The organism is Streptomyces sp. SID13666, assembly GCF_010548325.1.
GTDB lineage: Bacteria > Actinomycetota > Actinomycetes > Streptomycetales > Streptomycetaceae > Actinacidiphila > Actinacidiphila fildesensis.
The window spans coordinates 131,423-143,320 of the sequence record NZ_JAAGLX010000020.1 but is presented as its reverse complement, the minus strand read 5'-3'; the positions used below and the strand labels follow the sequence as shown (position 1 = coordinate 143,320).

General features: G+C 76.2%; 8 protein-coding genes and 2 pseudogenes. 3 read left to right on the top strand and 7 right to left on the bottom strand.

What is annotated here, in order from left to right; all coding sequences use genetic code 11:
• The 3 genes and pseudogenes from G3I60_RS24635 to G3I60_RS24625 form a co-directional block, all read right to left on the bottom strand.
• A pseudogene (locus G3I60_RS24635) lies at positions 1-1,561 on the bottom strand (hypothetical protein); the annotation flags it as partial.
• 137 nt (positions 1,562-1,698) lie between these two features.
• A pseudogene (locus G3I60_RS24630) lies at positions 1,699-2,598 on the bottom strand (hypothetical protein); the annotation flags it as partial.
• Positions 2,599-2,752: 154 nt separating this feature from the next.
• Entirely contained in the window at positions 2,753-4,264 is a 1,512-nt protein-coding gene (locus G3I60_RS24625) for a hypothetical protein (protein WP_343241892.1), read from the bottom strand.
• Between the two features lie 96 nt (positions 4,265-4,360).
• On the opposite strand from G3I60_RS24625, the gene G3I60_RS24620 reads away from it, so the two are divergent.
• From G3I60_RS24620 to G3I60_RS24610, 3 genes are read left to right on the top strand one after another with little or no spacing between them, the layout of a single operon-like run.
• On the top strand, positions 4,361-5,134 hold the full coding sequence (locus G3I60_RS24620) for a LamB/YcsF family protein (protein ID WP_138357781.1): 774 nt from the start codon (positions 4,361-4,363) through the stop codon (positions 5,132-5,134).
• Positions 5,131-5,748 carry an allophanate hydrolase subunit 1 gene (locus G3I60_RS24615; protein WP_164299597.1) on the top strand — a complete coding sequence of 206 codons (618 nt, stop codon included), beginning with the start codon at positions 5,131-5,133 and terminating at the stop codon, positions 5,746-5,748. The genes G3I60_RS24620 and G3I60_RS24615 overlap by 4 nt, the downstream gene beginning before the upstream one ends.
• Complete coding sequence (locus G3I60_RS24610; RefSeq protein ID WP_164607733.1) at positions 5,745-6,659, top strand: biotin-dependent carboxyltransferase family protein; 915 nt, start codon at positions 5,745-5,747, stop codon at positions 6,657-6,659. Before G3I60_RS24615 ends, G3I60_RS24610 begins: the two co-directional genes overlap by 4 nt.
• 173 nt (positions 6,660-6,832) lie before the next feature.
• Here G3I60_RS24610 and G3I60_RS24605 read toward each other — a convergent pair whose 3' ends face one another.
• The 4 genes from G3I60_RS24605 to G3I60_RS24590 form a co-directional block, all read right to left on the bottom strand.
• A complete protein-coding gene (locus G3I60_RS24605; RefSeq protein ID WP_203673741.1) occupies positions 6,833-7,681 on the bottom strand; it encodes an SGNH/GDSL hydrolase family protein in 849 nt (282 codons plus the stop codon).
• Positions 7,682-7,793: 112 nt separating this feature from the next.
• A complete protein-coding gene (locus G3I60_RS24600; RefSeq protein WP_164607731.1) occupies positions 7,794-8,993 on the bottom strand; it encodes a glycosyltransferase in 1,200 nt (399 codons plus the stop codon).
• A complete protein-coding gene (locus tag G3I60_RS24595; protein ID WP_164607729.1) occupies positions 8,990-10,111 on the bottom strand; it encodes a glycosyltransferase family 1 protein in 1,122 nt (373 codons plus the stop codon). Before G3I60_RS24595 ends, G3I60_RS24600 begins: the two co-directional genes overlap by 4 nt.
• A 157-nt stretch (positions 10,112-10,268) precedes the next feature.
• Positions 10,269-11,696, bottom strand: a complete 1,428-nt coding sequence (locus G3I60_RS24590) for a HEAT repeat domain-containing protein (protein ID WP_164607727.1) — start codon at positions 11,694-11,696, stop codon at positions 10,269-10,271.
• Between the last annotated feature and the right edge of the window lie 202 nt (positions 11,697-11,898).

Below are 11,898 nucleotides of genomic sequence, written 5' to 3'. Positions count from 1 at the left end.
AGCCCGCGCCGACGGCCGCGGCGGTCTCCTGCGCGACCTCGGCGAGCCGCTGCCCGAGGTGGCCGGCCTCGCTGCGGGACCGCTGGGCCTCGGTGGCCGCGGCGGTGGCGTCCCGGTGGGCGGCCATGGACTGCTCCTGGAGCGCGGCGGAGCGCTCCTCCTCGCGGTCCGCCTGCTGGTCGGCGCCGTCCGCCGCCGCGTGCAGCGCGCGCACCAGGTCACCGGCGGCCAGCGTGCGGGCGGCCAGTGCGGGAGCCGCGTCGCGTTCGGCCTCCTGGATAGCCGCGCTGACCCGGGCCAGCCGGTCTCCGGCGGCGCGGTGCCGCAGCACCGTCTCGGCCGCCTGCCAGGCGGAGTGCAGGGTGCGCGCCTCGTTCAGCTCGCGGCGCAGTCCCGCGGCGGCCTTGTCGGACGCGGCGAGGGCCAGCGAGGCGTGCCGGTAGGCGAGTTCGGCGGCCACCAGGGCGCTGCGGCCGCGGGCCCGGTCGGCGTCGGTGACGGCCTGGGCGGCCCGGTCGGTGTTCTGCGCGAGCTCCGCGCCGCGGCCGCGCTCCTCCCGGGCGCGCGCGGACAGCCGGCGGGCCAGGGCGCGGGTGCGCCGCTCGGACTGGGTGTGGATGCCGCGCGCCAGTTCACGGGCGCTGGCGTGCTCGACGATCCGCTCCAGCAGCTCCAGCGAGCCGGCGGTGAAGTCGCGTTCCGCGGTCAGTTCGGCGCGGCGGCCGAGCTTGCCGGCGAAGCTGTGGACGAGGTCCGCGAGTCCGTCGGTGTCCCGGGTGTCGGTGACGGCGCGCAGCAGCAGGTCCGCGAAGTCGGAGTCGTGCCGGACGGCGAAGAGCCCGGCCGCCTCGCCCTCGTCGGCGTTCATCTCCCGCTGGTAGCGGAAGAGCTCCGGGTCCAGGCCGATCTCACCGAGGTGTTCGTTCCACCGGTCGTGGATCTCCTCCCACACCACTTCCAGGTGCGGGTAGAACTTGCCGGCCTCGGTGAGGGCGTCGCGGAAGCCCTTCATGGTGCGGCGGCGGCCCGTCGCGCCCGAGGCGCCCTCGGCGGGCGGCCGGACGGCGGTGGACTCGGCGACCGGGAGCGAGTCCAGGCTGAGCCCGGGGCCGGGGCGGAACGAGTACCAGGCCTCAGCGAACTTGCGCGGGTCGGAGGAGACCTGGCGGCCGCGCCACTCGCTGACCTTGCCGACGACCACCAGCTCGCCGGTGACGGTGTGCTGCCACTCCAGCGCCACATGCCCGCAGTCGTCGGCCAGCAGGAACTTGCGGAGCACGCCGGAGCTGGCCCCGCCGAGGGTGTTGCGGTGGCCGGGCAGCATCACCGAGAAGATCAGCTTGAGCAGGACGGACTTGCCGCCGCCGTTCTCCAGGAACAGCACGCCCGCGGGGGCGGGGCGGCGCAGCGGGCCGGTCGGCTCGTCCTGGAAGAACTCGGCCTGGGCGGGCGCGGGCTGCGGTACGGGCGCGCCGACACCCCGCAGGTCCAGGACGGTGTCTGCGTACCGCGCACCGGCGGGGCCGATGGAGTACAGGCGGAGCCGGGACAGCTCGTACATGGCGGCGGACTCTCGTTATCTGCGCGGGTGGGCGCGCGGGTGGTTACGGCTCAGGAGTGGCTGTGCTGGTCTTCTTGGCTGTGCCGGCTCTCGCGGCCGTGGCTCCGGTGGCCGTCGCCCCGGTGGCTGTCGCTCTCGTGGAACGGCAGGCCGGCCTCGGCGACGAGGTCCAGCTCCCCGGTGTCGTCGGGCGGCAGCAGGGTCGCGGAACCGTCGCTCACCGGGACGACGCCCAGCTCCAGGAGTTCGGCCATGGCCGCGCTGCCCGCCATGTCCCTGACCTGCAGCTGGTACCGGGCCGTGGTGCGGAACGTGCCGCCCGCGTCGTCCCCGGTGCGCTGCAGGAAGCCGGAGTCGACGAGGAAGGCGACCGCCTTGCCGACGATGCCGGTGGTGGAACCGGCCAGCCGCCGGGCGTCCTTGGTCGCGCCGGTGGCGCTGCGGCGCGTCCAGACCCGCCAGGCCGCTTCCAGGCCGGGCGCGTCGCTGGCCGGGTCGGTGTTCTCGCCCTGCTCCTCGGCGCGCTCCTCCAGCCGGCGGCAGGCCTGGCGGACGAACCCGTCGATGCCGTTGACGGTGATCCGGCCGATGTACCCGTCGTCCGCGAGGTCCTCGGGGCGGGGGAACGCCATGGTGGCGGTGGCCAGGTGCGCCAGGCCGTGCAGGAAGCGGTCGGCTGCGTCGGAGGCGGCCCGCCGCGAGTACTCGCCCATCCGGACCGCGAACACCGAGTCCTCGGCGGCGGCCACGGCCATCCCGGCGCGCGGCGACACCTCCAGGACGATCAGGCCGAGCCCGGCGGCGACGGCGTCCGCGAGCCGGGCGAAGGCGGGCTCCTCGCGGTGTCTGCGGATCAGTTCCGCGTACTCCGCGTCCCGGGCCGGCAGCAGCTTGGGCTGCAGCCCGTAGGAGACCAGCCGGGCGGCGTCCGCCGCGTCGGCCGCGGTGACGGGTGACGGGGCGCCGGATCGCGCGGCCGGCGCGGCATCGCCGTACGCGGCCGGCGGCGCGGTCTCGGCGTCGCGGTACTCGGTCACGGCTGGATCTCCTCGGGGCGGACTGCGGATGGCTGCTCGGCGGGACTTCGACGACAACGCCCAGGGAGCGTGCGTACCAGACCCCGCCGACCTGGGGGCACCTCCCAGCGGTAGCTGGGGGAGGGGCCGGGGGCCCGGGTGGGTGCGGCGGCTGTCATGCGATCTCCGAACGGGCCGCGGCCATCCCGGCCGTGTCGAGCCGGGCGGTGCCCACGATCAGGTCGGCGCCGCCGAACTCCGGATCCGTCAGCTCCTCGCCGTCGTCGACGGAGAACAGCAGCCGCGGCTCGCCCTGCCGGTAGGCGGTGCCGACCGGCGGGCTGGCGGCGTGCACCGCCAGCAGGGCGACGAGGTAGGGCAGTTCGGGGTCGCGGCGGCGGGCGTCGGCGAGCAGCCCGGACAGCCGGCGCGGCGCGTCGTCCGGCAGGTCCAGCAGTTCCAGCGCGCTCTCCAGCTGCTCCTCGGTGAAGCGGCTGTCGGCGGGGGTGGCCACCAGGTCCGGTTCCGGCATCGCCGCGCCCAGGTGCTCGCGCTCGGTGGGCGGGGTGAGCAGCACGTCCACCAGGTCGCTGATCCGCACCGCGGGCGGGGTGCGGAAGCCCGCGCCGCGGGCGAAGAAGGCGTCGGTGACCCGGGACGCCTGCTCGACGGGGAGCGGCAGGACGGGCGAGACCAGCTGCCCGTACAGGTCGAGCCCGGCCCGGGCGGGCGCCGACGCGAACGCCTGGCGGTCCTGCTCCGCGCGGAACAGCGGCCCGGCCTCCAGCAGCCGGGACTGCAGCTGGGTGTGGCGGCGGATGCAGTCCTTGACGATGTCGACGAGCTCGGCGGCCCGCCGCTTGTGCTCGGGGTCCTCCGCCTCGTCGCGCGCCTTGCGGATGTTGGTGAGGATCGCGTTCTCGTGCCGGTACCGGTCGGCGACGTGGTCCAGCGCCTCGGCGATCATGTCCGGGACGGCGCGCAGCCAGTCCACCGCCCGGACATTGCGCCGGGTCGCCTCCAGGGCGCGGCGCAGCGTCTCCGCGTACTGCACGGTCCGGTAGCGGGCCTGCTCGGCGGCGAGCTGGGCGTCCGCCAGCCGTCCCCGGCTGATCAGCACCTCCAGCTTGACCTCGGCGGCGATCTGGGCGCTGGTGACGTCCGTGTCGAGCGCGCCGACCAGGACGTTGACCGCCTCGTCGGTGGTGCGCAGATACACGCCGCCGCCGGGGCCCGGCACCTCCTCGATCAGCTTGAAGTCGTAGTCACGGCGGACGTACGCGCCGTCGGCGCCGAAGGTGCCGTAGACCGCGCGGAAGCCGCGGTCCACGCTGCCGACGTTGATCAGGTTCTCCAGCACCCAGCGGGCGACCCGCTCGTGCTCCTCGACGGGCCGGCGCGGTGACTGGGCGGCGACCCGGGGCAGCAGCCTGGTCACTATCTGCTCCGGGTCGGCCCCGGTGTCGAAGTCCATGTTGAGCGTGACCATGTCGATGGCGGACAGCGCCACCTCCGCCATCGCGTACACCGAGTACTCACCGGCCAGGTTCGCCTTGCGCACGTCCAGGTCGTGCAGCGGCGCGGTGCACGCGAGCGCCTTGAGGCGGCGGGCCAGGCCCTCGTCGGCGGCCGGGCCCGGAGCGGGGCGGGGCGCGCCCGTCGTCGGGTACGGGGTGGTTACGGTCACGACGCACACATTAGGCGGTGCCACCGACATCGAACGAAACGGCACGGATCACCCGCCCGGCCACAAGTCACCCCCAGGGCCTGACCCGATGGCACCATGGCGGACATGGTCATCGATCTCAACGCGGATCTCGGCGAGGGCTTCGGCCGGTGGACCCTCACCGACGACGACGCGCTGCTCTCCGTCGTCACCAGCGCCAACGTCGCGTGCGGCTTCCACGCGGGCGATCCGGTCACGATGCGGCGGGTCTGCGCGCTCGCCGCCGAGCGCGGCGTACGGATCGGCGCGCAGGTCTCCTACCGGGACCTGGCCGGCTTCGGGCGGCGCGCCATGGACGTGCCATCGGACGAGCTGGCCGCCGAAGTCGCCTATCAGATCGGCGCCCTGGACGTCTTCGCTCGGGCGGCGGGCTCACGGGTCTCGTACGTCAAGCCGCACGGCGCGCTCTACAACCGGACGGTCGGAGACGCGGCGCAGGCCGCCGCCGTGGTGGCGGGCGTCCTGCTGGCCGGCGGGCCGGACGGCGGGCTGCCGGTGCTGGGGCTGCCCGGCTCCGAGCTGCTGGCCGCGGCGGAGAAGGCCGGGCTGACAGCGGTGGCCGAGGCGTTCGCCGACCGCGCCTACACCGAGCGGGGCACCCTCGTGCCGCGGAGTGAGGCGGGCGCGGTGCTCCAGGACGCCGACGCCGTCGTCGCGCAGGCCCTGGCGGTCGCCCGTGACGGGCAGGTCGTCGCGGCCGGCGGCCGGCGGATCGCCGCCGGCGCACGGTCGCTGTGCCTGCACGGCGACACGCCCGGCGCGGCGGACCTCGCGCGGCGGGTGCGGCGCGAACTCCAGGACGCGGGCGTCTCGTTGCGGCCCTTCGCATGAGGACGCTCCCGGTGGGGGAACGCGCGCTGCTGGTGGAGCTGGACGCGGACGGCGAGGTCGGGGCGTTCCACGCCGAGCTGCTGCGGCGGCGGGCGGCCGGGACGCTGCCGGAGGTGCGCGAGATCGTGCCGGCGGCCCGCACGATCCTGCTCGACGGCCTGGCCGACCCCCGCGCGCTCGCCGTGGAGCTCGCCGCCTGGACCGTCCCGCCGCTCACGGCGGAAGCCGGGGCGGAGACGGAGATCCGGGTGCGGTACGACGGGCCCGATCTGGCGGAGGTCGCCGGGCTGTGGGGCGTTCGGCCCGAGGAGGTCCCGGACATCGTCGGCGGCCTCGTCTTCCGGGTGGCGTTCTGCGGCTTCGCTCCTGGTTTCGGGTATTTGACCGGACTCCCCGAGCACCGGCACGTACCGCGCCGGGCCACCCCCCGGACCTCGGTTCCCGCCGGTTCGCTGGCGCTTGCCGGACCGTACGCGGGCGTTTACCCGCGCTCCTCCCCCGGCGGCTGGCAGCTGATCGGCACCACCGACGCCGTCCTGTGGGACCCGCGGCGCGAGCCGGCGGCACTCCTGACCCCCGGCACCCAGGTGCGCTTCACGCGGGACGCGGCATGACACAGCACGCGGAACGTGACACGGCGCGGGGGTCGGTGCGGGTGGTGCGGGCCGGCGCGCTGACGACCGTGCAGGACCTCGGGCGGCCGGGCCACGCCCACCTCGGTGTGCCGCGCTCCGGGGCACTGGACCCGCCCGCGCACCGCCGGGCCAACCGGCTGGTCGGCAACCCGGACGGGGCGGCGACCCTGGAGACGACCGTCAACGGCTGCGCGGTGCGGACGGACCGCCCCGTCGTCGCGGCCGTCACCGGCGCGCCCTGCGCCGTCCGGATCGACGGCCGCCCCGCCCCCTGGGGCGCCGCGGTCCTGGTGCCGGCCGGCGCCGTCCTGGAACTCGGCGCCGCCGAGGGCGGGCTGCGCTGCTATCTGGCGCTCGCGGGCGGCATCGACGTCGAACCGGTGCTCGGCAGCCGCTCCGCCGACCTGCTTTCGGGGCTCGGCCCGCCACCGCTGTCGGAGCACGACACGCTCCCGCTGGGCGCACCCAGCGGGAGGTCCCGCGACGCCGACACGATGCCGTGGCCCGCGCCGCCGGCCGAACTCCTCCTGCCGCTCGTGCTCGGCCCGCGTGACGACTGGTTCGCCGAGGACGCGCCACGGCGGCTGGCGGCCGGCGCGTACACCGTCTCCGCCGCCTCCAACCGCATCGGGCTGCGCACCGAAGGCCCGGCGCTGCGGCGGGCGTTCGACGGCGAGCTGCCCAGCGAGGGGATGGTGCTGGGCGCCGTCCAGGTGCCGCCCGACGGCCGCCCGGTCGTCTTCCTGGCCGACCACCCCACCACCGGCGGCTATCCCGTGATCGGCGTCGTGCCGGAGCCGCGGCTCGCCGCGGCGGCCCAGGCCGTCCCCGGCACGCCCGTACGGTTCCTCCCGGTGCACGGGCGCGGGTTCCGGCGCGGCCGCGGCTAGGGCGTGTTGCGAAAGGAGCGCCGTTCGCCCGGAGGGCGTGACCCACGGCGTCCGGTGCGTGCGCTCGCAAGGCGGAGGGCCGTCCTCGTACCGGACGTACGTGGACGAGCCCGACAACGCAGCGAGGGCGCGTGCCAGGCGTCGTGGGCCAGGCGGGACCTTCGCAACACGCCCTAGGCGAGCGCGGCCAGCGCCCCGGTGGTCAGGTCGTGGACCCGGGTGTCCAGGACGTGGGTGGTACCGGCGGCCCGGTGGCGGCATTCCGCGGCGGCGAGGCGGAGGAGTCCGGGGAGCAGATCCGTGCAGCGGTCCGCGATCCAGTGGGTGCCGCGGGTCGCCATCCACCAGGCGCCCGCCGCCCGCGAGGGGCCGGGTCCTGCGGGGTCGGGGTGCGGGGGCTCGCCGGCGGCGAGGCCGTGCACGGTGAGCAGGGCGTGGAACTCGCCGGCCAGCAGCCGGTGCCCGAGTTCGCTGGGGTGCAGGCGGTCCGCGCTCCACGCGGCACGGTCCGCCGTCCACGGCCGGTCCGCCGCGTGCAGATGGAGTGCGCCGTGCCGTTGCGACAGGACGTGCACCACGTGGTTGACCGCCCGCATCCGGCGGGCGAGCGGACGGGCCAGCGGCCAGGGCAGCCCGATGGCGCGTCCCGGGTCGGGGAGGCAGGCCGTCAGCACGCCGGAGCCGTCGGCCCGCAGCGCGCCCAGTACGGCGTCGAGGCGCCGTGCGACGACGGTGATGTCGAACGAGCCGCGCAGTGTGTCGTTGGCCCCGACCAGGACGGACGCCAGATGCGGCCGGAAGCGCAGCGCGTCGTCGAGCTGCCGCCCCGCCACGTCGGAGGTGAGCGCGCCGCTGTGGGCGCAGTTGAGCAGTTCCACGTCGCGGGGCCCCGCTCCCAGGCCCGGCGCGAGCAGCGCCGCCCAGCCGCGCCACCGCCCGTCGGGACCGGGGTCGCCGAGTCCCTCGGTGAGGGAGTCGCCCAGCGCGGCGAAGCGGATCGCCGGCGGGTGCCCGTCCGCCAGGCGTCCGGCCGGCGGGTGGTGGTGCGGGCCGCCCGGCCGGGGGTCGGGTGCCAGGACGGGGGCGGTCACGGGGTCTCCCCAGCGGCCCGGGTGGACAGCGGGCGGCGGCGGGTCATGGCGTGGCTCCCGGTGTGCGGGCGGGCAGGGCGCCGACGGAGGAAGCGGTGATCAGGGGCACGGCTTCGTGGGCGGCGAGGAACGCGGAGACGGCCGCGGGCCAGCCGTACCGCTCGGCCTGGCTGCGGGCGGCGGCGCGGCGGGCGGACTCGGGCCGGGCCAGCAGGCGTTGGACGACGTCGGCGAAGCCACGGCCGTCGGTGGCTCCGGCGCCGGCCGGGCCGATGAGGGCGGGGAGTGCGGACAGGGCGCTGGCGACGACGGGGGTGCCGCAGGCGAGCGCCTCCAGGGCGGCCAGTCCGAAGGTCTCGGCGGGGCCGGGGGCGAGGACGATGTCGGCGCAGGCCTGGAGAGCGGCCAGCCGGTCGCGGTCGGCGACGTGGCCGAGGAAGGTGACCGGGAGCCCCGCGGCGCGCGCCCGGGCCTCCAGGCGGCCGCGCAGCGGGCCCTCCCCGGCCACGACGAGCGCCGCGTCGACGCCGCGCCGCCGGAGTTCCGCGAGGGCCTCCAGGGCCCGGCCCGGCCGCTTCTCGGCCGACAGCCGCGAGCACATCACCAGCAGCACCGCGGCGCCGCCCGCGTACCGCGCCCGGAGCGCGCCGTCGCGGAGCGCCGGGCGGAACCGGTCGAGATCCACGCCGAGCGGGGCCCGTACGACGTTGCGCGCCCCGAGGCGTTCGAACTCGGCGGCCGCCCACGCGGTCGTGCACACGATCCGCGAGTAGGCGTGCGCGGTACGGCGGTTGAGCCGGTCGGCGGCGGCCCGGGCGGCGCCCGGCGGCATCCCCCAGGTACGGAGTACGGCGTCGGCGCTCTCGTGGGAGACCATGACGGCCGGGACCCGGTTCCTGCGGGCCCACTCCCCCGTCCAGCGCAGCGTCGTACGGTCCGAGACCTCCAGCCGGTCCGGGGCGAGCGCGTCGAGCAGCGCCTCGACCGGTTGCCTGCGGGCGAGGACGTGGTAGCCGCCGGTGCCGGGGACCGGAGTGCCGGGAAGGGTGATGACCTTCCCCTGGGTGGTGGATTCCGCGCGGATCGCCGGGCGTCCCGGGGCCGCGGACCCCGGCATGACGAGGACCGGCTCGTGGCCGGCCGCGAGGTAGCCCTCGCCCAGGTGCTGGAGGGCGGTGCGCAGCCCTCCGGAGACGGGGGTGATGAAGTTCGCCAGGCGGACGATCCGCAGCGGCCGGCTCATGCCGCGACCGCCGTACGGGCGCTGAGCACCTGCGCGTAGTGGTCCAGCAGCTGGTCGCCGACCGCCTCCCAGGTGCGTGCGGCGACGTCGGCGCGGCCGGCCGCCCCGTACCGCGCGCGCAGCGCCGGGGCACGCTGCAGGAGCTGTACCGCGTCGCAGAGCGCGTCGGCGTCCCCGGGCGGCACCAGCAGGCCGGTGCGTCCGTGGGCGACGAGGTCGAGCGGGCCGCCGGCGGCGGGGGCGATCACCGGCACCCCGCTGGCCATCGCCTCCTGGACGGTCTGGCAGAACGTCTCGAAGGGGCCGGTGTGCGCGAAGACGTCGAACGAGGCGAAGATCCGGGCCAGCTCGTCGCCGGTCCTGGAGCCGAGGAAGACCGCGCCCGGCAGCGCCGCGCGCAGCCCGGGGGCGCTGGGACCGTCGCCGACGACGACCACCCGGACGCCGGGCAGCCCGCAGACCCCGGCGAGCAGGCCGACCTGCTTCTCCGGGGCAAGCCGGCCCACGTAGCCGACGATCAGCTCGCTGCGCGGGGCGAGGCCGCGGCGCAGCGCGGGATCGCGAAGTCCGGGCCGGAAGCGCACCGGGTCGACGCCACGCGGCCACAGGTGCACCCGGGGAACGCCCTGCCGTTCCAGCTCCCGCACCGAGGCGGTGGACGGCGCGAGGGTGCGGGCGGCGGCCGCGTGCACGGCGCGGATCCGCCGCCAGGCGGCGGCCTCGCCGACGGGGAGGTAGGAGCGGGCGTAGCCGGCCAGGTCGGTCTGGTAGACGGCGACCGCCGGGACCCGCAGCCGCTCGGCGGCCGCCATGCCCCGCACTCCGAGGACGAAGGGGCTGGCGAGATGGACGATGTCGGCGCGGTGCGCGGCGATGGCCGCGGCCGTCCGGCGGCCCGGAAGGGCCACCCGCACCTGGGGGTAGCGGGGCAGCGGCAGGGAGAGGACGCGGATGACGGGGCAGGGGTCCTCGCCGGGCGGTATGTCGTTCGGCCCGGCCGGTGCGATGACCAGCGGCTCGTGCCCGCGCCTGGCGAGGTGCTCTGCGGTGCGGAGCGCGCAGTGCGCCACTCCGTTGAGGTCGGGTGGGAAGGACTCGGTGACGATCGCAACTCGCATACCCACGTTGTCGCCATGCCGAGCGTTGACAGGGCCACGTCGATCTATACCGCCGTGGAACGCGTGATGACCCTTCGGGCGGCCGGGCCGCCGTTTCCGGTTCCGTGAACCGCCGACGGCCCCCCGCCGGGAGGCGGGGGGCCGTGGGAGAAGCGTCCTAGCGGGCCGGTTCGCCCGAGCTGAGGCGGCCCCGCACAGCGGTCTGCACCTCGGCCTCCTCGGCCGGATCGGCGGCCATCCGGCGCAGCTGGGCCAGCACCCGGACGTCTCCGGTGGCGGCCTGGTGCGCGGCGAGTTCGCGCGTCGTCTCCTCGCAGTCCCACAGGCACTCCACCGCGAAGCCGGCGGCGAAGCCGGGATCGGTGGCGGCCAGCGCCTGGGCGGCGCAGCCGCGCAGCTGGGACGAGGAGGTCTCGCGGTAGACGTGGCGCAGCACGGGTGCCGCGCGGCCGATGGCGAGCCGGCCGGCGCCTTCGATGAGGACGGCGAGGCCCTCGGCGTCGGCGCCGTCGCTCTGGACGAGTCTGCGCAGTTCGGCCAGCACCCGGCCGGTGTCCTCGTCGCCGCCGCGGCAGGCGAGCATGCGGGCGGCGGAGATGCCGAGCGCGTCCTCGCGCTCCGACCAGGAGCGGGCCCGGTCCATGGCGTCGCTGCTGCGCATCCGCTCGAACGATTCGAGGGCGGCTCTGACGACGAGGTCCACGGGACTGGCGGCGGCGGCCTCGATGAGGTCCAGGGCCTGCGGGTCCTGCCGGTCCGCGAGGTGGCGCAGCGCGGCGGCGCGGGCGGCGGCGGGGCCGTCCTGGGCGGCGGCGACGAGCTCGGGGAGGTCCTCGGGTCCGGCGACGGCGGCCAGGCAGCGGGCCGCGGGTTGATCGCGGTAGGCGGCCGGGTACTGGGTGAGGCCCTCGTCGGCCCATTCGAGTACGGCGCGGACGCTCCAGCCGGGGGTCGGTCCCGTCGGGCGCAGCTGGCGTTGCCAGCGGTCGAACGACACCTCTTCCAGTGCCTTGCGGACCCGGGCGGCAGTCGCGGGGTGCCGGGAGTCCTCGGCCCACAACTGCCACGGCCGGGGCTCGTACGCCTCGCGCACGGCCGCGGCCAGTTCGGTATCGCCCTCTGCGGTCTCCGGGAAACGGGCGAGCAGGGCGGGCCCGAGGCCGCGCAGTCCCTGTTCGTCGTCACGGACGGCCAGCTCGTCCAGGGCCCACTCCCAGGTGCCGCCGGTGGCCGCGTAGCGCCGCAGCAGGCGCAGGGCGTCACCGCGCCCGTAGCCGGCGAGGTGGCCGAGGACGGACAGCGCGAGACCGCAGCGGTGCTCGTCGGGGTCCAGGAGGTCGTCCGGATGGAAGAGGTGCTGTTCGATCCCGTCGAGCCCGGCTTCCAGTTCGGAGTACAGCCGCGCGTAATAGAGGGAGCGCGATTCCACCCGCCAGTCGAGGCGGGGGTCCCGCAGGACGCACTGCTCCAGAGCGGCGAGGGCATCTGCCCGCTGCGCCGCCAGGGCATGCAGGGTCCCGTCTCCGCGTCCTCGCTGGAGGAGGCCGAGAAGGGTTCCACTGGGCGCTATGTCTGGGTCGAACATGAGGTCAGCATCCGGTGCGGGGGGTTCCAAGGCAACGGGATTTCCGCTGCGGGTGCCCGGCATCCTTACCGGCCACCTGGCGTTTCAAGCCTGGCGGAGGGTGGGAATGTGTGGGGCCGGGGCGGGCCGCAGCCTACCGAGGTTTCCCCGCCCGTGTCGCTCCGGGCCGCCGGAGGCTCCGGAAGGCTTATGGCATATGCCA

Bases quoted from the DNA above. Each gene is read 5' to 3' on its own strand.
- G3I60_RS24595 (WP_164607729.1), bottom strand. From the start codon at position 10,111: ATGCGAGTTGCGATCGTCACCGAGTCCTTCCCACCCGACCTCAACGGA.
- G3I60_RS24600 (WP_164607731.1), bottom strand. From the start codon at position 8,993: ATGAGCCGGCCGCTGCGGATCGTCCGCCTGGCGAACTTCATCACCCCC.
- G3I60_RS24615 (WP_164299597.1), top strand. From the start codon at position 5,131: ATGAGGACGCTCCCGGTGGGGGAACGCGCGCTGCTGGTGGAGCTGGAC.
- G3I60_RS24620 (WP_138357781.1), top strand. From the start codon at position 4,361: ATGGCGGACATGGTCATCGATCTCAACGCGGATCTCGGCGAGGGCTTC.
- G3I60_RS24590 (WP_164607727.1), bottom strand. From the start codon at position 11,696: ATGTTCGACCCAGACATAGCGCCCAGTGGAACCCTTCTCGGCCTCCTC.
- G3I60_RS24610 (WP_164607733.1), top strand. From the start codon at position 5,745: ATGACACAGCACGCGGAACGTGACACGGCGCGGGGGTCGGTGCGGGTG.